The sequence below is a fragment of the Polaribacter sp. Q13 genome (assembly GCF_016858305.2).
Classification (GTDB): Bacteria; Bacteroidota; Bacteroidia; order Flavobacteriales; family Flavobacteriaceae; genus Polaribacter.
In genome coordinates this window covers 53617-75684 of sequence record NZ_CP074436.1, presented here as the reverse complement: position 1 = coordinate 75684, position 22068 = coordinate 53617, and the positions used below count along the sequence as shown (strand labels likewise).

Sequence of the window (22068 nt, the reverse complement as noted above, 5' to 3'; positions counted from 1 at the left end):
AACAACTCCTTACTTTATAAAAGAAAATGGTTTTCCTATTGAATCTGTCGGTATCTCTACATCTAAAAGTTTGGCTACAGAAGCCGCCACTTGATTTGTATACAACTGTTCTTCCGTTATAATTTCTCCTTTTGCTTCAATTTCATTTCCAAAAGAAAGTACCCAAACTTGGTCTGAATCTTTAATAGCGTCTCCATGATGCTTCCATGTTTCTAAAGGCGCTGTACCTCTTCCATGATCTGTCGTAATTATAAAAGTCGTTTTTCCTTTATAGAAAAGATCTTTTTGAGTATAATTCCAAAGTTTTTGGATGAACGCATCGGTTCTATTTGCCGATCTTAAATACGCATCATATTCTCCATCGTGTGCAAAATCATCGGTTTCTCCGTAAGAAATAAACACCAACTTCGGATGCTTCTTTTTAATCGTTTCTAAAGCATAATGATGTGTAAAAACATCTAAACGAACACCACCCCAAGGACTCGGAGTTTCTGCTTGCAACTCATTTAAGAAAACTTCTTTATCTGACAAATCAGTTCCTATTGCTTCTCTAAAACCTGCGTTTACATACAAACCACTTCTTTCTTCGTTGATTATAAACGGAAAAACATCCCAACTACCAAAAGCTACTACCATACCTTTGTAAGCTTCTGTATTTTCTGCTATTTCTAAAATAGTAAGGTTCGGATTCGGAATTTTACGATTGCTATCAATTCTTGCATCGTCTGCTTTTCCTGTTAAAATTTCATTGTAACCAGGGTACGAAAAATGCATTCCGTTAGTTACATTCATTTTACTTCCTTGCCATCGGTTTCCATGAATTTGTCCCATTTTAGCAACTTCATTCCAAATAAAAGGAAATAACACTTTTCTTCTTTCTGTGGCAGAATCTCTCCAAAATTGTGTTTTCAATCCTTTTGTATCACTAACATATTCTTTATTTTCTACCAATAAAGAATCGGCTCCAGAGAATAATTCTTGCCAACGCAAACCATCTAAAGTAATTACAAAAACTTTATTAGAATCGTCTTTCAATATTTTTTTGATTTCTTTTTTTTCTGAAGAGCACGCAGCTAACATCAACAGTAAAAAAACACTTGATAATTTTAATCTTTTCATTATTTAATCGTTTTAAATGTTTTTATAATAGACCAATTACTCCAATTTAAAAATTGATCTCTGTAACGAACACGCACATAATAGGTTGTGTTATTATTTAGCTTTCTATCTAAAACCTCATCCGTTAAATCATCGTCTTTTTGTCTATTTTCTCTGTAATACCAATTTTCGTGTTGTTTCCAAGAATCGTACACTGGTTTAGCAAAATCTTCTGTTGTAGACACCTGCCAATTAGAGGCTGCATGAAAAGCCTTCTTTTTATCACTTTTAAAAGAATTTGCCTTTAAAACTACTTTATAAGTAGGTTTTGCTTCTTTACTAAAATTAGCTAAAACAGGTGTATTTGGCTGAATTGTTTTCTTAAAAACAGTAATACTATCTCTTAACTCGTTATTTCTAAATTTGATATTATTACCTCTACTTATCCTTTTTAAGGTAAAAGAAGGATTTTCTTTATCTGGGTCTATGGTTGCCAAAACAAAGCCATATTCGTCTTGAGTTACCGTAAATTCGTCATAATCTCTACCTTCAAATTCGCCCCAATTATCAATAGCGCCTCCGGCGGATGCAACATTTACCCAAAGATGTTTATGTTCTTTAGATTGTCCTCTAGAATACCCATGCGTATGTCCGAAAAAATGTAAACTTGGTTTGTTAGATTCCTTGCTAAAGGCTTCTAACAATTTTACTACTTCACCAGAAAAATCTTCTTCTCCAGGAATCCATAATTCCGATTTATGAGGATGATGTAATTGAGCAAAAACAAAATCAATCGAATCGTTTTTAGCTGTTTTAGCTAACAACTCTTTTAACCACACTAATTGTTGTTTTATATCTCGATAACCGTCATTAGAATCTAGCCCAATAATTCTGGTATTTGCATAATCTTTAAACCACCAGTGCTCTGCATATTCCGGACTTCCATTTTTAGGAAGACTAAAGTATTTAAAGAAATAATCTGAATTACGTTCATGATTCCCAGGAACTGGGTACACTGGTACGTTAGAAAATAATTTTTCTGATTGTTTAAAAAAATGATCTTCCCATTGATTAAAAGTAGTACCTCTATCTACCAAATCTCCAGGAATCACCACCATAGCTAAATTGTCTGAAAGATCGCCTTCAAAATTCTTTTTAAAATACGGTAAAATACCTTCTTCTACCACTTCTTGAAACTTTGTTGGATGTTGCCAGTCGTTTTGCATATCGCTCATAGCAACTAAATTTATTTTTTTAGAACTACCTGCAAAAGGTGGAGTTTTAAATTGATACACTTCAGAAACTGCTTTCCCTGTTTGTACTTTATAAAAATAGGTGGTAAATCTTGATAACCCCGTTATAGCAACTTCATGAACTCGTTTTTCTGAAAAATTAATATCAAAAGAAGTTCCTTTTGTTTTATTTTTTAATTTGTTTTTGCTTAATCCCCAATGCACAATTGATTCTTCTCCAAAATCTGTTTGCCACATAATTTTGATTGAAGTTGGTTCTGCGTCTTGTAAATAAGGTTTTATTTCTATTTTTTGAGCCCATAAAATCGGAACATAAAACAATATCAAAAATGTAATAAGTATATTTTTTTTCATTTTATTATAAATTAAAATAAGGTCGTAATTTAATTACGACCTTATTTAGTTTGTTTTTATATTATTTTAACCACCAAGTAATTTCTCTAATTCCGTCATTAGAACCTCCAAATTGACTGGCAATTGCTTCGGTTACGTTAGTCGAATTGTTATTGTATTCATCTAAAGGATACATCCATCTTGTTGGAGCTGTACCTAAACCTAAAGGAAATACAGGATATCCAGTTCTCAAATGATCAAAATACATTCTCCAACCTCCTTGTAAAAAAGATGTTAAATATTTCTGGGTTAAAATTAATTCTAATTTTTCTTCATTAGTACTAGCATTTAAAAAGTTCACTTTTGTTCCTGCAATATATTTTACAGCTTCAGCTTGCGTATAATACGCTTCATATCCTTTTGCATACGTATTATAGAACTGGAAGTTTGCTTTGATTCCGTTTTCATAAAAAATTAGTGCGCTTGTAGAAGAAATCCATCCTTTTACGGCTGCTTCTGCTAAAATAAACTGAACTTCAGAAAAACTTAACAAATTATGTGCTTCTGCCGTTGGATCTTTTGTATAACGCTCATTTACTTTTGATACTTTACCTGCCGCAGCTACTAAATTTACATCGTTATAAGCCGCAATAGGATTTCCTCCTGCGTACGCAGTAAAATCACCAATAGACAAACCTGCTTCTTTTGCATTTTTAGTTTGACCTGCAATAGCAAATAAGCGTGCATCTTCTCTTTCTTTTAACATATCTACAAAAGTAGACGCCATGTATAAACCAGAACCATAACCACTAGAATTGAATTCTGAATATCTAGAATCTACCACATCTACAAATTCTAAACGTGCACTTTCTTCTGGAGTTGCAATGATTGATTCAGTATTATAAATAGATGCAAATTCATTTTTAATATTTAAAGAAGAGCTTCCTTCCTTTTTAGAAAGCGTTAATAATACTTTTAAACGAAAAGAGTTGACTAACTTTTTCCACTTACTAACATCTCCATTAAAAATAGGATCTCCGGTAATGATATCTGTACCATTTAACAATGAATTTGCCTCTGCTAACTCTTTTAAAATCCCTCTAAAAACATCTTCTTGTGAACTATATTTTGGTTGATATAATTTATCTGATTCTCCTTTTAAAGCATCTGCATAAGGCACATCTCCAAAAGTTAATGCCAAATCATAAAAATAATATGCTCTAAAAAAGTAACCAATTCCTTTGTAAGAATCGTCTACTATTCTGTCTGCTTCTTCCATCATTTTAGTCACTTGTCTTAAACTATTATAAGCGTCAAAACTATCTCTGTCCCATTTGTAAAACTGCGAAGCACTTTCACCATCGGTCTGCACAAGCATTCTAGAAGCATACATTCCGCCAGTTCCTTTCACTTGAAAAGCAGAAGTTGCAATATTAGTCAGTAATAAATCTGGATGCGTTACACTTACTTTATTTGGATTGTCATTGATATCTAAATCTTCGCAAGAAGACATAACAACAGCCATCATTAAAAATAATATTATTTTAAAATTGTTCATTTTTATTAAAATTTAAAAGTTAAACCTAAACCTAAATATCTTGTAGAAGGATCTTGTAAATCATCATCATTACCAAAGTCTGGATCAATAATATCTGCTTTTTTTAAGATGAATAAGTTGTAACCATTTAGACTTGCATTAATTTGTTTGATGCCTTTTACTTTAAGCACGTTTGTTAAATCGTAACTTAAAGCTACCGTTCTTAATTTTAGATAAGATCTATCGAAAACATTAGCAAAAGTTTTGCTTTCTTTTTGTGTTACCTGCGCTCTATACGGATAGTTTTGCGACCAAGCTTGCCAACTCACTGGAGAAGTATGTGTTGCATAGGTTCTAGTATCTGAAGTAACATTTCCGCTTAAATCTCTTTGCACAGAACCTCCTGTTACATTTACACCTGTTGGCACATACACGGTTCCAATTCCTTGAGCATATTCTACATCTCTATATTCCGTAGAGTTTGGATGTTTACCACCCCACCACATTTTTTCTACAGTTTTAGATCTCATTAAACCTCCCCAAACACCATCTATACCTACTTTTAAAGAAAATCCTTTGTATTTAAAAGTATTTTCTAAACCATACCTAAAATCAGGATTCTTGTTTCCTATATTTTGTTGATACGGATTTTTAGTTGGCATCCCTGTATTTGCATCTAAGATTAATTCTCCATCTGCAGATTTTTCCCAAACGGTTGCATAATACGCATCTGTTCTATCATTTAATCGTAAACTGTTGTACTGCTCTGCGCCTTCATCTAATCTTGTTAATCGTTGTACTTTTTTAGACCAGTTAGCTAACACATCCCATCTAAAATCTGCATTTTTAATTGGTGTAGCTCTTACTGAAACCTCCAAACCATTGGTGGTAAATTGGTGTGCATTTTCTTTTCTTGATGAAAAACCAGATCCTAAAGAAATTGGTAAATCTATAATTGAGTTTTCATCAACGGCATTATAGTACGCAAAATCCAATCCTATTCTATTGTTTAAGAAACCTGCGCTAAAACCTAATTCTACATTGGTTGTTAAAGATCCTTCAATATCTGGGTTTACCAAACTACCTGAATACGATAATTCTGGGCTACCGTTAAAAGTACCTGCGTTGTCATAATAAGAATTAATTTGATAGGCACTTAAAGATCTTTTTACCTGAGCCCAAGACCCAAATGCTTTTAAGTAATTGATAGATTCTGGCAATTTAAACCATTCCGAAAGCATACTACTTAAAGATACCGATGGATAAAATAATGAGTTGTTATCTATTGGTAATGTAGAGTGTTTGTCTGTTCTACCTGTAAATGTTAAGAATAATTTATTATCAAAATCTAACTCTAACATTCCGTATAAACTGTTTACAGATCTTTCAGAAAATTCAGTTGCTCCTTTTATATTTCCTTTTGTATTGTTTAAACTATACAATTCTGGCACTATAATACCATCTGTAGCATTGTATTCTTGTTGGTATTTATGGTATTCTGATGAAGCTCCTGCATTGACACCTAAAGAAAATTTATCTGTAATTTTTTTATTATAGGTAGCTAAAACATTATAATCTACATCCACAGAACTAGTATTCCAAGTTTTGTAATCTCCATCTCTTGGGTCTCCGTAGTTTAAATAAGATTTCGGACTTTCTCTATTTTCAAAACGATGTTTCATTACAGAAGATCCCATTGCCTGAATACTGAAATCATCTGAAAATTGATAATTTAATTTTAATTGCCCGTTTAAAACATTAGAGTCATATCGCTGATTTAACTCATGAGCAGCAAAATATACATTGTTATACCAAGCGTAATTAAAGTTTGCTTGTCTATATCCTTCTTGACCAGGAATATATCTGTGTTCATTTAATTCTTTTCCGTTTACATCATCTCCCATCCAAATTAAAATAGTGTACATGTGGTTTTTAGGACCGTAACCATGTCTTGGATAATTAGGAGAAAACACTTTATTATACGCCAACTTACTATCTAAGGTTAATTTATCTGATAATTTTGTTGTTGAATTAAAAGTTAACCCTCCCGTTTTTAAATTGGTATTTGGTACTCTACCAGTATGAGATTTGTAATTACCCGATAATCTATAAGAACCTCTTGCTGTTGAGTTGGCAACAGAAAAAGAAGTGGTATTGATAACTCCTGTTCTTAAAAAATCTTTTAAGTTGTTATGATATTCCCAATCAGTTGGCACTCTAGAATAGCGAGATTTATCATCGTATTTTGTTCCGCTTACATCTCCCCACCAAGGAGTAACATCACCAGAAACATTGTCTTTAATAGGACTATTCCATTGTGCTATTTTTACACCAGGCTCAAATTTTGGTCCCCAAATCATATCTCCGTCAGAAATACCACCATCTTGTCCGTCCCAAAACTCATATTTTCCGTTAGAACCATTTCCGTATTCTGTTTGAGTTTCTGGAAAAACCGTAAAACCTGCACTCACCATCGTGTTATGAGAAACTGTAATTTCTAATCCGTCTGATTTCTGACCTTTAGAAGTTGTAATTTGTATGGCTCCATTCCCTCCTCTATACCCATATAAGGCAGATGCAGAAGTTCCTTTTAAAACCGTAATATCTACAATATCATCCGGAGAAATATCGTAAAAATCTGTGCTTACAGGAATACCATCCACGACAATTAATGGAGATTTCCCTCTTAATGTAAATGAAGGAGCTTGAAATAAACCTGTTGGATTACTAACCGTTAAACCGGCAACCTTTCCCGTAATTAAACCTGCTGCATTTGGAGCAACAACTTCTTTTATGGTAGAAGCATCTACTCGCTGAGTAGCATACCCTACTTTCTTTTGTGCCCTTTTAATACCTAAAGCAGTAACAATAACCTCACTTAAAGCATTTACTTCGGGTAATAGCGTTATGGTAATATTTTTTCTGTTTCCAATAACAATCTCTTTGCTTTGGTACCCGAGAAATTCTACTTTTATTTTACTATGCTCATCTTTAAATTCTATTTTAAATTCTCCATCAATATTAGAAGTAGTCCATTTATTACCTTTTATAATATGAACACTTGCTTCCATTAAAGGAATACCTGTTTCATCTATTATTTTCCCTGTTAAAACTTGCTGAGAAAAAGCAATTGTCCCCAGAAAAAGTGACATTAAAATTAAAAATTTGTGTTTCATTTTATAGTTGATTTAGTTTTGTAATTGAGTTACAAAGCAAAATATATTAAGTTAAATCAACCTAAAACGAACGTTAGTATATTGCAACCAAAACCAAATAACAAGATAAGATTGTGTTACCTAGAGCGGTACTTTTCATCATAAATTAACATTAATTTAAGAAATAAGGCCATATAGAAAACCTTAAGAATACACTTAAGGTTAATTAATTTTTAGTTTATCGGGTTCTATAATGCCGTTGGTATTAAAGATTCGAAATTAGATTGAAAGTAAAACCTATAATTACGAAGAAATGTTTCAAAGCAAAAATCCCTACCATAAACATGGTAGGGATTTTTAAAAATATCTTGATAACACAAAAATGTCTCTTCCCTTCCGGAAGATTATGATAGGCTTTTACTTCGCCACATTCACCGCTCTTGTTTCTCTAATAACAGTTACTTTTACTTGACCTGGATACGTCATATCGTTTTGTATTTTCTGAGAAATACTAAAAGATAATTCAGCAGCTTTGGTATCATTTACTTTACCACTCTCTACCATTACACGTAATTCACGTCCTGCCTGAATAGCATACGCTTTTTGAACACCTGGAAAACCAAATGCTATGTTTTCTAAATCTTTTAAACGTTGAATGTAAGAATCTAAAACCTGACGTCTTGCTCCTGGTCTCGCTCCTGAAATAGCATCACAAACTTGTACAATTGGCGCTATTAAGGTTTTCATTTCAATTTCATCGTGGTGAGCACCAATAGCATTACAAACATCTGGTTTTTCGCCATACTTTTCAGCCCATTCCATACCTAACAATGCGTGTGGAAGTTCGCTTTCTGTATCTGGCACTTTACCAATATCATGTAACAAACCAGCACGTTTTGCAACTTTAGAATTTAAGCCCATTTCTGCAGCCATAATTCCACAAAGATTTGCTACTTCACGCGAGTGTTGTAATAAATTTTGTCCGTATGAAGAACGATATTTCATTCTACCTACTGTTTTTATCAATTCTGGATGCAATCCGTGAATCCCTAACTCAATTACAGTTCTTTTACCAACCTCAATAATTTCTTGGGTAATTTGGTTTTCTGTCTTTTTAACAACCTCTTCTATTCTTGCAGGGTGAATTCTACCATCGGTTACTAATTTATGCATAGATAACCTTGCAATCTCTCTACGAACAGGATCAAAACAAGAAAGAATAATAGCTTCTGGAGTATCATCTACAATAATTTCTACACCCGTTGCAGCTTCTAAAGCTCTAATATTACGTCCTTCTCTACCAATAATTCTACCTTTAACATCATCTGACTCTAAAGTAAATACAGACACACAGTTTTCTACTGCTTGCTCTACACCTACTCTTTGTATGGTTCCTAAAACCACTTTTCTAGCCTCTTGTTCTGCTGTTAACTTTGCTTCTTCAATAGAAGTTTGTACAAAAGCCATTGCTTCTGTTTTAGCTTCATCTTTTAAAGAAGTTATCAATTCCTTTTTTGCATCTTCTGCCGATAAACCAGAAATTTGCTCTAGCATGTCTACATGACGCTTGTGCATTTTTTCTAACTCTGATTCTTTGTTTTCTAAAAAGTCTAATTTTTTATTAAACTCACCTTCTTTATGTTCTAAAGACTTGTTTAATCTTTTGTTTTTATCTACTTCAGAAGCAACTTGAGATTCTCTATCTCTTATACGCTTCTCTACATCAGAAATCTTTTTCTCTCTAGTAAGAATTACTTTCTCATGCTCAGATTTTAATTCAATAAACTTCTCTTTCGCCTGAAGTATTTTTTCTTTTTTTACAGATTCTGCATCTATTTTTGCTTCTTTTAAGATTGTAGCGGCTTCTTTTCTAGTGCCACTAAGTATCTTTTTGCCTTTTGCTTTTTCCATCGCTTTTGCAATTAAAAATCCAACTGCAATTCCTATCAAAACTCCCACAATAATGGGAAGTATCATTCCATCCATAATTTAAATTTAATATATAAAAAAAAGCCTACATTAGTGAGGTTTTTTAAACTCCAAATATGGTTACTTATAGGACTAACTAACTGTTCAAGGATCCATTCTAGATGGCTTGCTTTAGTAGTTAAGACTCATCCTTCATAATTGAATCGTGTTGAGTTTAATAAACAATGTACTAACGTAGGCAGTGTGTTGTTAATGTGTATTTTAAAGAACTTATTTTAAATGAGCATCAACTAAATTAGTCAACGCTGTTATTTTATCTACTACTTCTCTATCTGTAGAATCTTTTTCTAATGATGTTATTTCTGCTTTAGAAGCAAATTGTAATGCACACATTGCTAAAACATCTTGTTTATCGCTCACTGCATAATTTTCTTCATACATAGAAATTAATTTATTAATAGCTCTTGCGGCTTTTCTCATGCCTTCCTCTTCCTTTGTGTTATTCACACTTAAAGGATAGGTTCTACCTGCTATAACAACATTAATTTTAAGTTTTCCCACAATTTAATGAACTTTATTCGTGTAATTGTATAATACACTTGTCGATTTCTCGAATTAAAGTATTTATTTTGAGTTTTGTATCTCTTGTATTTGTACTACTGCCATCTATAGTTTTTGCAATTTTAAGCAAATCATATTCTTTTTTTTTCGCTGCTAATAATTGCTCTCTTTCTTTTAACTGATGTTGTAACTCATTGGTACTTTGAAGCAAAATTTCATTTTCATTCTTTAAAAATTCATAATTTGACAATAAGCTTTGTAGCTTATCTTCCAGTAAATGAATTGCTTCTATTGTATTACTCATCTATATTTTAAGAATAAAACTATAACTACAAAGTTAACATTCTGTTTTAAACTTTACAACATTTTGTTGCTTATTTTCATTAATGTTCACTAAACACATCACAAGCTTCTGTTAACATTATGGAATTCAATTTGTTTAGACAGAAATTATTACGTGAAGGTTTGATTTTAAAAATTATATTATGAATAAAAATCATTAGTGTATAATAAAAGATTGATGACCGATTCGCTTTTAGAATCAAGAACCAAGACTTCTCTCTAACTACCTAACAAACAGAGGTAACTTAAAATAAAAATGGGCTACTTTATCTCAATAAAATTATTACAAAAAAGCAAGGGTATCATTTAAAAAACACTAAAATTCATTATTTAAAAAGAGTTTGTCAAACTAAAAATATTTTTATATAAATGATTTTTTAATATCCAAAAAATACTTAAAACATTTAATTGAGAGCGTCTTATTTATGGTATCCATTAGCGCTGCGGTATTAAGTCTTTTTAGTTATCAATAGTAACTAATTTTATTAAAAGTTTAAAGATTAACCTTTTAACAAAAAAATGATTTTCACTATTTTTGTAGAAAATATTTACATTTTGAAACAAACTTTATTGTTATTCACATTCTTATCTACTTTTTTTACTTTTTCTCAAGAGAAATACCCTCAAACCTATTTCAGAAATCCACTTGGTATCCCTACTGTTTTAGCGGGTACATTTGGCGAATTAAGGAGTAATCATTTTCATTCTGGCGTAGATATTAAAACCCAGGGAAGAGAAGGTTTAAAAGTGTATGCTCCGGCAGATGGTTATGTTTCTAGAATAAAAGTGAGTCAATATGGATATGGAAAAGCATTATATGTTACACACCCAAACGGGTTTACAACGGTCTATGGACATTTAAGTAAATATGCAGACAAAATTCAAAAATATGTAAAGTCTGTTCAATATAAAAAAGAGCTTTATGAAACTGGTAATTTATTTTTTAAAGAAGATCAATTTCCTGTAAAAAAAGGAGAAATCATTGCGTTTTCTGGTGATACAGGTAGTTCTGGTGGGCCACATTTGCACTTTGAAGTTAGAAACACTAAAACAGAAAATATTATTAATCCGTTGTTTTTTGGTTTGAAACCCGTAGACACAAAACCCCCTACTTTTTTAGCGTTAAAAGTGTATCCTCTTAACAAAAACGCTAGAGTTAATAATAAAAATAAGAGTACAGTTGTTTCTTTAAAAAGTATCGCAAAAGGGAAGTATAAAGTTGATAAAATTTCGGCTTCAGGTACTATTGGTTTTAGTGTTAATGTTTTTGATCAATTGGATAAAGCCTCCAATAAAAACGGAATTTATAGTTTAGAAATGTTTGTAAATGGCAAACGCTATTATCATCATGATGTAGAAACCTTTTCGTTTGCAGAAAGTAAATACATCAACTTACATATAGATTATCCTCATTATAAAAAATATTCGAAGAAATATCAGAAAACTTATAAGGAAAGCGCAAATAAACTTTCTACCTACAAAGAATTGATAAATAACGGAAGAGTAAATATTAAAAACGAATTGAATTATAATGTAGAGATTATTGCTAAAGATTATGAAGAAAACACCAGCTCTCTAAAAATTTCGATTGCGGGGAAAGAAAGTAATGCCATTTTTACCCAACCAAAAGACACTACTGCTTATAAAATAATCGCTAAAAACTTTTATAAATTCACACAAAAAAACGTAACCGTTGCTTTTCCTAAAAACACCTTTTATGACGATGTGTATTTAGATTTTAAAGTTGATAAAGGCGTTGCAAAAATTCATACTCCTACTATTCCTTTAGATAAAAGTTTTACCTTAACATTTAACGTTTCTAAATATTCTGAAGCAGAAAAACAACAGCTTTATATTGCCAATGTAGAAAACCCTAAATATCCTTGGTATCAATATACTAGAAAAAAAGACAGCACATTTTACACTACAACAAAAACATTGGGCAAATATGCTTTAGTTTCAGATACTCATAAACCTAAAGTAAATATCCTGTATTTTAAAAATAACCAATGGATTTCTAAAAGTAAAACCATCAAAGTTAAAATTTCTGATATTGGTTCTGGTATTAAAGATTACAGAGCTACCCTTGATGGAAAATGGATTTTAATGGAATACAATCATAAAAAAAGGATTTTAACCTATAATTTTAGTGATAAAAAATTGGTTGGTAGCAAACATATCTTTAAAATTGTAGTCTCGGACAATGTTGGAAATACGAATACGCTTTCTACTACGTTCTTTAAGAAACAAGTAAACTAAACTTACGTGAAAAAAATCTTACTCTTTTTATGCTTTCTTCCGGTCATTGCTTTTGCTCAAAAAACAACAATCCTAAAAGGAACCGTTAACGACAAAAACAAACAACCTATAGAAAAAGTTTCTATAAAATATAACAACGTGGGTACCACCACAGATAAAAACGGAAACTACTCTATTAGAATTCCATATAAAGAAGAAATTACCTTAGTTTTTAGCCATATTTCTTATAGAACTTTCACTAAAAAATATATTGGAAACAGTAGAAATGGATCTCGTTATTCGGTTGTGCTTTCTTCTAAAACAGAAGAGTTAAAAGAAGTTATCATTAAAGACAATGTAAGGAATGCACAAGGTATAAAGAAGATTGATGTTGCAGTGGTTAAAAATGTAATTGGCCCAAATGCTGGAGTAGAAAACGTTTTAATGACGTTACCTGGTGTTAGTAACAACAACGAGTTAAGTACACAATACAATGTAAGAGGTGGTAATTTTGATGAAAATTTGGTATATGTAAACGGAATTGAAATTTACAGACCTTTTTTAATTAGATCTGGGCAACAAGAAGGCTTAAGTTTTATAAACTCTAATATGGTACAGAATATTAATTTTTCTGCAGGTGGTTTCCAAGCCAAGTATGGCGATAAATTATCGTCTGTTTTAGACATTACGTATAAAAAACCTACAGAAACAGCTACCACAATAGATGCTAGTTTACTAGGAGCAAGTGTTACCTTTGAAGGCAATTTTTTAAATAAAAAACTTAGCACCATTACAGGTGTTAGATACAGAGATAATAGTTTATTTGTAAATAGTAAACAAATTGAAACTAACTTTAAACCAAAATTTACAGATATACAAACGTATTTGTCTTATGAGTTTTCAGAAAAGTTTACATTAAATTTTCTAGGAAATTTTTCCTTGAATAATTATAATTATCAACCTTTTTCTAGAAAAACACGTTTTGGTACAGTTGCTGATCCCCTTGAGTTAATCGTTTTTTACTCCGGACAAGAACAAGACAAGTATTTAACGATGTTTGGCGCTTTGTCTGCTGATTATAAAGTGAATGATAATTTTACTTTAACAACAACTGCTTCTAGATACAATACCCAAGAAGAAGAACATTTTGACATTGCAGCTGCTTATAATTTAGGTGAAATAGATTCTGATATTGGATCCGAAAATTTTGGGGAAGTAGATTTCTCTCAAGGTATTGGATCCCAATTAAACCATGCTCGTAACGATTTAGATGCTGTAATTACCAATATTCAGGTGAAAGGAACCATTAAAAACGAAGAAACACAATGGAGTTTTGGTGCTAAATATCAGAAAGAAGATATTAGAGACCGTATTAGAGAATGGGAAATGATCGATTCTTTAGGTTTTTCTATAAGCCCCCCAAATCACACTTCTAACAACCAACCTTATCAACCTTTTGAAGGTGAAATTACGCCGTATCAAAACATTAGAAAAGATAATAATGTAACAATTAATAGAGTTTCTGGTTTTGCCCAATTTAACCAACGTTCTTTTTGGAATGAACACGAGATTTTTTACAATTTAGGTATTAGAGCGCAAAGTTGGTCCGTAACCGGAAATGGAATAAAATCTGCAAATCAGACCATTATTAGTCCTAGAGGTCAATTTGCCATCAAACCTAATTGGGACAAAGATATGTTGTTTCGTATTTCTGGCGGATGGTATTCTCAACCTCCTTCTTATAGAGAATTAAGAGATTTTAATGGTGATATTAATGTAGATGTAAAAGCGCAGAAATCGATTCACATAGTTACAGGAATGGATTATAGTTTTGAAATGTGGGACAGACCTTTTAAACTAAATACAGAACTGTATTATAAAGATTTATCTGATGTAAATGCGTATTCTATAGACAATGTTAGAATTCGATACAGAGCAGACAATGTTACCAAAGCGTATGCAACTGGATTGGATGTTCGCTTAAATGGTGAGTTTGTTCCTGGTAGCGAAAGTTGGGTAAGTTTAGGATATTTAAAAACAGAAGAAAATATTGATAATCAAGGTTATATTGCAAGACCTTCTGACCAACGTATTAAATTCGGAATTCTTTTTCAAGATTATGTTCCTAATCTACCAAACTTAAAAGCATATTTAAACTTGGTGTACAATACAGGTGTTCCCGGAGGCTCTCCTTCTTATGCAGATGTGTATGACTTTCAAAATCGTTTAAGAGATTATAAACGTGCCGATTTAGGTCTTTCTTATATTTTTGTGGATGCAAACAAACAATATACAACAGGTTGGTTGTCTAAATTTAAAGAATTATCTGCCGGATTAGAGCTTTTTAATATGTTTGACATACAAAACTCAATTACCAATACTTGGGTTAGAGATGTGTATTCTAAAACACAATACGGCATTCCGAATTATATGACAGGTAGAGTTTTAAACTTTAAAGTAGGCATGAAGTTTTAATCGATAAAAAAAAGAGGCCGTCTAAAAGCTATAAACTTTGTCATACTTCACTTGCTTCAGTATCTTAAATTACTAAAATTAAACAAGTATAAGAATCTGAAATAAATTCAGATAGACAAACAATTACTTTTTAAACGACCTCTTTATAGTTATAAACTAAAGCTCTTACACTAAAATCTGAGCAGCATGTGCTTTCGTTTTTACTTTTAGAATGATATCTTCAATCACTCCGTTTTCATCAATTACAAAAGTAGTTCTGTGAATTCCATCATATTCTTTTCCCATAAATTTTTTGGGTCCCCAAACATTAAAAGCTTCTATTACGGCTTTATCTTCATCCGCTAAAAGCGGAAAAGGCAATTCGTTTTTATTGATAAAATTTTGTTGTCTTTTAGCAGAATCGGCACTTACACCTAAAACATCATATCCTTTTGCTAAAAAAGATTGATAATTATCTCTTAAATCACACGCTTCATTAGTACAACCAGGTGTACTTGCCTTCGGATAAAAGAACAAAACTAACTTTTTACCTGCATAATCAGCTAATTTAATGGTATTTCCTGCATTGTCTTTTGCTTCAAACTGTGGAGCCTTGTCTCCTATTTTTAGTGATGTCATTTTTATAAATTTTAATTACAAAGGTACAAAGTAGCTAAGTTACAAAGTTTAAAATAAAACCTAAATATTACTTTGTAACTTTGTAACTTGTAAACTTAGTAACTCTAATAAATGACCAAACAAGAAAAAGTACAATTTGTAATTGATACACTTCAAGAAAAATATCCTGAAATACCAATTCCTTTAGATCATAAAGACCCTTATACCTTATTAATTGCTGTTTTATTATCTGCACAGTGCACCGATGTAAGAGTAAATAAAATTACGCCTATATTATTCGCTAAAGCGGATAATCCTTTTGATATGGTAAAAATGACGGTAGAAGAAATTAAAGAAATTATTCGACCCTGTGGCTTGTCGCCAATGAAAAGTAAAGGAATTTACGGTTTGTCTAAAATTTTGATTGAAAAATACCATGGAGAAGTACCACAAAGCTTCGAAGGTTTAGAAGAATTGCCTGCAGTTGGCCATAAAACAGCAAGTGTAGTTATGAGTCAGGCTTTTGGTGTCCCCGCTTTTCCGGTTGATACGCATATTTTAAGGTTAATGTTTCGTTGGAACTTAAGCAACGGAAAAAGTGTTGCTCAAACAGAAAAAGATGCAAAGCGTTTATTCCCTAGAGAATTATGGAACGACTTACATTTGCAAATTATTTGGTACGGACGCGAATATTCTCCTGCAAGAGGTTGGGATTTAGATAAAGATATTATTACGAGTACTATTGGAAGAAAAACAGTCTTAGATACCTATTTTAAAAAAAATAAATAGATAAATATCCGACACTATCCTAAAATCTGTGTAAGTTAAAAAACTCAGGGTTAAATTATTTATAGTTTAATCCTGTTTTCAAATATAGCTAAAAATTGATTAAGTATAACTCCCCAATTTCTAATTGGCATTGTCCACTTTTTAGTACTTTCTCTCAGTGCTAAAAAAACAGATTTCATGACAGCTTCATCGGTTGGGAACGAGAGTTTGTTTTTAGTATATTTTCTAATTTTCCCGTTGAGATTTTCTATAAGATTTGTGGTATAAATTATAGTTCTTATTTCTATAGGGAAATCAAAGAAAACGGTAAGTTCATCCCAGTTATTTTCCCAACTTTTAATCGCATAAGAATATTTAGAATCCCATTTATCTTTAAAATCTTTTAAGGATGCCTTTGCTGCTTCTTTTGTCGGTGCAGTATAGATTTGTTTCATGTCTCTGGTAAACTCTTTTTTATCTTTCCAAACAACGTAACGACAGGAGTTTCTAATCTGATGCACCACACATATTTGAGTAACAGAATTAGGGAAAACAGTTTTAATTGTATCTGTAAATCCATTTAAATTATCGGTTGCTGTGATTAAGATATCTTGTGTTCCTCTAGCTCTAATGTCGGTTAAAACACTCATCCAAAAAGCGGAAGATTCATTTTTACCTAACCATAAACCAAGTACTTCTTTTTTTCCATCAGTTCTCAAACCTACCGCGATGTAAATGGTTTTGTTGATGACTTTAGAGTTTTCTCTAACTTTAAAAACGATTCCATCCATCCAAACTATAAGATAGGTTGCTTCTAAAGGTCTATTTTTCCAAGCTATAATATCATTGGTGATACTATCGGTAATTCTTGATATAGTGCTTGTGGAGATATTAAAATCGTAGAGTTCTCGTATTTGTTCTTCTATATCGCTATTACTCATCCCTTTTGCATAAAGGGAAATTATAATGTTTTCTATACCTTCTGTGGTACTTTCTCTTTTCTTAACAATCATTGGGTTAAAAGAACTTTCACGGTCTCTTGGAACGTTTATTTCTGTCTCCCCTAAAGTTGTTTTTAGTTTCTTTTTGGTATACCCATTTCGAAGATTAGTTGATTTACTTTTTTGATGCTTTCCATAGTCTAAATGAGCATCTAACTCTCCTTCAAGTATTTTTTCTATGCCTCGCTTATGAAGCTGTTCTAAAAAATTAGTAAGTTCTGATCCGCTTTTAAATTGCTTTAAAAAATCTTCGTTTAAAATGTCTTCTGGTTTCATAAATATGTAAAATTTAAAATTAATAAAAAAATCTCAGGTTAATTAATTAACCTGAGATTTTAAAACTTACACACTTTATGAGACAGTGCCAAATATCCATATTATAAGTTTATCTTAAAATTAAAAAACCGTTTAGAAATAAATCTAAACGGTTTTTAATATTTTAAAGTTCTGCATTCACAGAAACAGCCTCTTTACTCAAAAATAGAATTCATTTTTAAATATTCTAAAAACTCTCTTTTAGTATCTTTTTCTTTAAACTTACCTCCAAATTCTGAAGTTACCGTAGAGCTTTCAATATCTTTAATCCCTCTAGAGTTTACACATAAATGTTTAGCATCAATAACACAAGCTACATCTTGTACACCTAAAGCCTCTTGCATTGCTTGTACTATTTGCATGGTTAAACGCTCTTGTACTTGTGGTCTTTTAGAAAAATACTCTACAATTCTATTCATTTTAGAAAGGCCAATTACCTTACCACCCGAAATATATGCAACATGAGCTCTACCAACAATAGGTAATAAATGATGCTCGCAAGTAGAATACACAACAATGTTTTTTTCTACCAACATTTCACCATAATTATAATTATTGTCAAAGGTTGATGCTTTTGGCATATTTTTAGGATTTAACCCCATAAACAACTCATTTACAAAAGATTTAGCAACTCTTTTAGGAGTTCCTTGTAAACTATCATCTGTTAAATCCATCCCCAAAGTGATTAAAATATCTTTTACACTTTCTTGGATTCTTTCAATTTTTTCTTCGTCAGAAATATCAAAAGCATCTGCTCTTAATGGAGTTTTCGCTGATGTACCAACGTGATTCTCACCTATTTCTTCAATTCTTTCGTCATTCATTTTGCTGCTTAATTCAAACATTTCATTCTTTATTAAAGTGCAAATTTACGTGTTTGCAACGTATTATTTTAATTTCGTAATCAATAAAAATTATAAAATTATAATTTATGCTTTTAATCGTATTATCATTTCTGATAAAGAGCTATTTATTTGCTCTCCAGAATTCATATTTTTCAACACAAAAACATCGTTTTCTACCTTAGAAACCACAAACTCTATCTCTCTATTAGTAACATATTTCCATTGTCGTTTTTGTGCCTTATTACTTTCCCCTAAATCAGGATAAAACTCACTTTTTATATTGCTTTCTCTTAAAACCTTAATAGCTTTCATTTTTAGAATATCTGTAGTTGCGTCAAAATTTAAGAAAATCACCTTTGGTTTAGGCAAATCAACCGTTTTAAACAAGCCCAACTCTTCTAAAACTAAATATATTCTGTCTAATCCGAAAGAAATTCCAACTCCAGAAACATCTTTTAATCCAAAGATACCTGTTAAGTCATCATATCTTCCACCGCCACCAATAGACCCCATTTTTACACCTTTTGGAGCAGCAACTTCATAAATTGCACCGGTGTAATAATTTAATCCTCTTGCTAAAGTTACATCAACTTCTAAAGCTGCTGTTTCTAATCCTAATTCTTCAACAGAATTAATTACAAAACGCAACTCTTCTACTCCACTTGATCCTTCTTCCGAAGTTGATAACATACTTTTTAAAGAAGCCAATTTATCTAAATTAGAACCATCAAAACTAAATAAAGGATCCACCTTTTCAATAGCCTCTTCTGTAATTCCTTTAGACAACATTTCTTTTACAACGCCCTCTTTACCAATTTTATCTAACTTATCTAAAGCAACTGTAAAATCGATTAATTTATCTTGAGCACCAATAACTTCTGCAATACCAGATAATATTTTTCTATTGTTAATTTTAATCGTAGTTCCTGCTAAACCTAATTTGGTAAAAACAGTATCATATAATTGCACAAACTCTACTTCTTGCCATAAAGACTTGCTACCAACAACATCTGCATCGCACTGAAAAAACTCTCTAAAACGACCTTTTTGTGGTCTGTCTGCTCTCCAAACGGGTTGTACTTGGTATCTTTTAAAAGGAAAAGTAATTTCATTTTGATGCTGAACAACGTAACGTGCAAAAGGCACTGTTAAATCGTAACGCAATGCTTTTTCTGATATTTGAGCAGTAACTTTTAAACTATTTTTTTCTGATAAAAGAGTTTCATCTGCTTTCTTTAAAAAGTCTCCAGAATTTAATATTTTAAAAATTAATCGATCTCCTTCTTCACCATATTTCCCCATTAAAGTAGATGAGTTCTCAAAACTTGGTGTTTCTATGGGTTGAAACCCAAAGGTTTCAAAAGCAGTTTTTATCGTATTCATTATATACGTTCTGTTTGCTACTTCTGTTGGCGAAAAATCTCTAGTTCCTTTTGGTATGCTTGGTTTCATGTAAATCAATTATCAATGTTCAATGTTCAATTATCTTTTATCAATATATCAGAACACTGATAATTGATTATAGATAATTGTTTTGCGAGCGCAAATATCGTGAAAAATTATATTTTTTTAGGAGTTGTAAAGGTTTTATTTCTTTGTCTTAAACTATGTAAAGAAGCATTTAATTCGAAACCTAATAATAGAATTATTGCGTTTAACCACACAAATAGCATCAAGATTAAAAGAGTACCAATAGATCCATATAATTGATTGTATTGTGCAAACTTAACTACGTAAATTCCGAATAAATAAAAGGTAAATAATGAAACTACTGTCGTTAACAGAGCACCTGCAGAAAAGAACTTAGTTTCTTTCCCTTGCTTTGTTCCATATCTAAAAAGTAAGGAGACTATAGTGAAAAGCATTACTAAAAAAAGAGCATTTTTACCTATTAGAAATAAATCTAAATCTCCGGTATCTAACCAACCTGTTTCATCTATTTTAGATAATGCTACTTGATATAAGATAAGGATGGTAATCATAACAATTAAAAAAAACGACATCAATAAAGAAACTCCTAATGAGATAAAATAAGATCTAAAAACATTTCTAACATCTGTTACATGGTATGAGTATTCAAACCCTCCAAAAATAGCATTGACACCATTTGTCATTAAAAAGATAGAAAATAAAAAACCAAAAGAAAGCAAGCCTCCGTATTGATTGTTAATAATATCTCCAATAACTACATTTACAGCATCAAAAGTTTGGGGCGGTAAAATTTCTTTGATAAAAGAAAATAATCCTTCTTGAAAACCTTCTATAGGAATATAAGGGATTAGTGTTAAAATAAACAGCATAAAAGGAAAAACAGCCATAAAAAAACTGAAAGCAATTCCGCCTGCTCTCGTTGTTAAGGCCCCTCTTACAATACCAATAATGTACATTTCTAATACATCGTATAAAGACATACCTTCTAAACCTGGAATTTTTATTCTTTTTCCAAATTTAACCAGAAGGTTTACAACTGGTATTTTTTCTAGTTTATCTTCTATTTCTTTACTCATTATTTTGAGTTACAAAGTTAAAGTTAGTTCCATAGGCACTAAGTTAATAAGTAGCAAAGTTACAAACTGAATGAATAAAAACAATAATTAATTTACTTTCGTTGAGATTTTATACTTCTAATAAAACTGAATAACATTCTTTCGATTTCTCTTGATAATTTATACAAATTATCAAATTTTTCTTTATTGATCTATTCTAAATTAAAAGCAATTTCCACATGAGTTTGAAACTCAAAAAGCGATGCTATTGCAATATTAAAAAAACGAAGATACTCTCTCAGTCGTTCTCTACCATTACCTTCAAAAACATTACTAGGTATTGATACTGTAGATCTTCTTAATAGAGAAGTTAAGCCAAATATTTCTTCTTTTGGAAATGATTTAGACACTTTATAAATTTCAGAAACAAAGTTCATAGACTTTTGCTAAACTAATATACCTCTAAATGTTTTCACCTGTTTAATCTTATGTTTTATGAGTTGCAAAGTTTAAAGCAGTTACAAAGCAACAAAGTCAGACTCTTCTTTTTTATAACTTTTTACTCAACTACAATTTTATATTCAGACAAAAGACCCAAAATATTTTCTTTACTAAACTTTGCTCCTTTTAAACTATTTTCTTCTGGATTGATATTAAAATTAAAAGCAGTCTTAAAATCTGACTTTTCAAGATTAGTTCTATCAAAAATGGCACTTTTCAAATCACAATTATCAAAAAGCGAACTTATTAAAACCGTTTCTGTAAAATCTACTTCTTGCAAATTACAATTGATAAATTTTGTTTTCGGAATTTTTAATTGATAAAAAGAAGAAAAACTTAATTGACAGTCTTTAAAACTAAATTGCAGTAAAAAGGCATCACATTCATTAAATTTAATTCCTATCATTTTACAATTGATAAAACTCACCTCTTTAAAAGCAGTATCTTTTACAATGGCATTGCTAAAATTACAATCTATAAATTCGCACTCTACAAACTGAATATTTGATGCATGCACATTTTCGAAATTACAATCTAAAAAAGTGCAATTATCATATTCTCCTTTGTTGATTTTCGTTTTAGTGAAATCAATTTTAGTGAACTCTTCGCTATCAAAATAAGTCTCTGTCATCTA

At 31.2% G+C, this 22068-nt stretch carries 17 protein-coding genes and 1 other RNA gene; 3 read left to right on the top strand and 15 right to left on the bottom strand.

The features are described from left to right. Window positions 1-9 precede the first annotated feature (9 nt). From JOP69_RS00360 to JOP69_RS00325, 8 genes are all read right to left on the bottom strand, one after another. Window positions 10-1119, bottom strand: a complete 1110-nt coding sequence (locus tag JOP69_RS00360; RefSeq protein ID WP_203394536.1) for an alkaline phosphatase family protein — start codon at window positions 1117-1119, stop codon at window positions 10-12. Further along, entirely contained in the window at window positions 1119-2705 is a 1587-nt protein-coding gene (locus tag JOP69_RS00355) for a metallophosphoesterase family protein (RefSeq protein WP_203394537.1), read from the bottom strand. Before JOP69_RS00355 ends, JOP69_RS00360 begins: the two co-directional genes overlap by 1 nt. 61 nt (window positions 2706-2766) lie before the next feature. After that, window positions 2767-4242, bottom strand: coding sequence for a SusD/RagB family nutrient-binding outer membrane lipoprotein (locus JOP69_RS00350; protein ID WP_203394538.1), 1476 nt, complete (start codon window positions 4240-4242; stop codon window positions 2767-2769). A 5-nt stretch (window positions 4243-4247) separates the two neighbouring features. Further along, window positions 4248-7397 carry a SusC/RagA family TonB-linked outer membrane protein gene (locus tag JOP69_RS00345; protein ID WP_203394539.1) on the bottom strand — a complete coding sequence of 1050 codons (3150 nt, stop codon included), beginning with the start codon at window positions 7395-7397 and terminating at the stop codon, window positions 4248-4250. Window positions 7398-7793: 396 nt separating this feature from the next. Then, on the bottom strand, window positions 7794-9362 hold the full coding sequence (rny, locus tag JOP69_RS00340) for a ribonuclease Y (RefSeq protein ID WP_203394540.1): 1569 nt from the start codon (window positions 9360-9362) through the stop codon (window positions 7794-7796). Between the two features lie 48 nt (window positions 9363-9410). Beyond that, window positions 9411-9519: non-coding RNA, 6S RNA (gene ssrS / locus JOP69_RS00335), on the bottom strand. Window positions 9520-9575: 56 nt separating this feature from the next. Next, window positions 9576-9866 carry a cell division protein ZapA gene (locus JOP69_RS00330; RefSeq protein ID WP_203394541.1) on the bottom strand — a complete coding sequence of 97 codons (291 nt, stop codon included), beginning with the start codon at window positions 9864-9866 and terminating at the stop codon, window positions 9576-9578. Between the two features lie 13 nt (window positions 9867-9879). Then, window positions 9880-10170 (bottom strand): hypothetical protein, encoded by a 291-nt coding sequence (locus tag JOP69_RS00325; protein ID WP_203394542.1) that lies wholly within the window; start codon window positions 10168-10170, stop codon window positions 9880-9882. A 557-nt stretch (window positions 10171-10727) separates the two neighbouring features. Here JOP69_RS00325 and JOP69_RS00320 point away from each other — a divergent pair. Further along, window positions 10728-12467, top strand: a complete 1740-nt coding sequence (locus tag JOP69_RS00320; RefSeq protein ID WP_252191155.1) for a M23 family metallopeptidase — start codon at window positions 10728-10730, stop codon at window positions 12465-12467. Window positions 12468-12473: 6 nt separating this feature from the next. Further along, on the top strand, window positions 12474-14921 hold the full coding sequence (locus JOP69_RS00315) for a TonB-dependent receptor (protein WP_203394543.1): 2448 nt from the start codon (window positions 12474-12476) through the stop codon (window positions 14919-14921). 165 nt (window positions 14922-15086) lie between these two features. Here JOP69_RS00315 and bcp read toward each other — a convergent pair whose 3' ends face one another. Next, window positions 15087-15539 carry a thioredoxin-dependent thiol peroxidase gene (gene bcp, locus JOP69_RS00310; protein WP_203394544.1) on the bottom strand — a complete coding sequence of 151 codons (453 nt, stop codon included), beginning with the start codon at window positions 15537-15539 and terminating at the stop codon, window positions 15087-15089. 111 nt (window positions 15540-15650) lie between these two features. Here bcp and nth point away from each other — a divergent pair, with 111 nt between their 5' ends. Beyond that, the gene (nth, locus tag JOP69_RS00305) at window positions 15651-16307 is read left to right on the top strand and encodes an endonuclease III (protein ID WP_203394545.1); all 657 of its coding nucleotides are present in this window, start codon (window positions 15651-15653) and stop codon (window positions 16305-16307) included. A gap of 59 nt (window positions 16308-16366) precedes the next feature. Here nth and JOP69_RS00300 read toward each other — a convergent pair whose 3' ends face one another. From JOP69_RS00300 to JOP69_RS00275, 6 genes are all read right to left on the bottom strand, one after another. Beyond that, window positions 16367-17563, bottom strand: coding sequence for an IS256 family transposase (locus tag JOP69_RS00300; protein WP_215602636.1), 1197 nt, complete (start codon window positions 17561-17563; stop codon window positions 16367-16369). A 194-nt stretch (window positions 17564-17757) separates the two neighbouring features. Beyond that, window positions 17758-18447, bottom strand: coding sequence for a GTP cyclohydrolase I FolE (folE, locus tag JOP69_RS00295; RefSeq protein WP_203395052.1), 690 nt, complete (start codon window positions 18445-18447; stop codon window positions 17758-17760). An 84-nt stretch (window positions 18448-18531) separates the two neighbouring features. Next, window positions 18532-19899 carry a histidine--tRNA ligase gene (hisS, locus tag JOP69_RS00290; protein WP_203395051.1) on the bottom strand — a complete coding sequence of 456 codons (1368 nt, stop codon included), beginning with the start codon at window positions 19897-19899 and terminating at the stop codon, window positions 18532-18534. Between the two features lie 107 nt (window positions 19900-20006). Continuing rightward, a complete protein-coding gene (locus tag JOP69_RS00285; protein WP_203395050.1) occupies window positions 20007-20954 on the bottom strand; it encodes a YihY/virulence factor BrkB family protein in 948 nt (315 codons plus the stop codon). 191 nt (window positions 20955-21145) lie between these two features. Then, window positions 21146-21370, bottom strand: a complete 225-nt coding sequence (locus JOP69_RS18640) for a four helix bundle protein (RefSeq protein ID WP_252191154.1) — start codon at window positions 21368-21370, stop codon at window positions 21146-21148. 122 nt (window positions 21371-21492) lie between these two features. Further along, window positions 21493-22065: a pentapeptide repeat-containing protein gene (locus JOP69_RS00275; RefSeq protein ID WP_203395049.1), complete on the bottom strand. Its 573-nt coding sequence runs from the start codon at window positions 22063-22065 to the stop codon at window positions 21493-21495. Between the last annotated feature and the right edge of the window lie 3 nt (window positions 22066-22068).

Bases quoted from the DNA above. Each gene is read 5' to 3' on its own strand.
- JOP69_RS00320 (WP_252191155.1), top strand. From the start codon at position 10,728: ATGATTTTCACTATTTTTGTAGAAAATATTTACATTTTGAAACAAACT.
- JOP69_RS00300 (WP_215602636.1), bottom strand. From the start codon at position 17,563: ATGAAACCAGAAGACATTTTAAACGAAGATTTTTTAAAGCAATTTAAA.
- JOP69_RS00355 (WP_203394537.1), bottom strand. From the start codon at position 2,705: ATGAAAAAAAATATACTTATTACATTTTTGATATTGTTTTATGTTCCG.
- JOP69_RS00325 (WP_203394542.1), bottom strand. From the start codon at position 10,170: ATGAGTAATACAATAGAAGCAATTCATTTACTGGAAGATAAGCTACAA.
- rny (WP_203394540.1), bottom strand. From the start codon at position 9,362: ATGGATGGAATGATACTTCCCATTATTGTGGGAGTTTTGATAGGAATT.
- JOP69_RS00345 (WP_203394539.1), bottom strand. From the start codon at position 7,397: ATGAAACACAAATTTTTAATTTTAATGTCACTTTTTCTGGGGACAATT.
- folE (WP_203395052.1), bottom strand. From the start codon at position 18,447: ATGTTTGAATTAAGCAGCAAAATGAATGACGAAAGAATTGAAGAAATA.
- JOP69_RS00275 (WP_203395049.1), bottom strand. From the start codon at position 22,065: ATGACAGAGACTTATTTTGATAGCGAAGAGTTCACTAAAATTGATTTC.
- JOP69_RS00360 (WP_203394536.1), bottom strand. From the start codon at position 1,119: ATGAAAAGATTAAAATTATCAAGTGTTTTTTTACTGTTGATGTTAGCT.
- hisS (WP_203395051.1), bottom strand. From the start codon at position 19,899: ATGAAACCAAGCATACCAAAAGGAACTAGAGATTTTTCGCCAACAGAA.
- JOP69_RS00350 (WP_203394538.1), bottom strand. From the start codon at position 4,242: ATGAACAATTTTAAAATAATATTATTTTTAATGATGGCTGTTGTTATG.
- JOP69_RS18640 (WP_252191154.1), bottom strand. From the start codon at position 21,370: ATGAACTTTGTTTCTGAAATTTATAAAGTGTCTAAATCATTTCCAAAA.
- bcp (WP_203394544.1), bottom strand. From the start codon at position 15,539: ATGACATCACTAAAAATAGGAGACAAGGCTCCACAGTTTGAAGCAAAA.
- nth (WP_203394545.1), top strand. From the start codon at position 15,651: ATGACCAAACAAGAAAAAGTACAATTTGTAATTGATACACTTCAAGAA.
- JOP69_RS00285 (WP_203395050.1), bottom strand. From the start codon at position 20,954: ATGAGTAAAGAAATAGAAGATAAACTAGAAAAAATACCAGTTGTAAAC.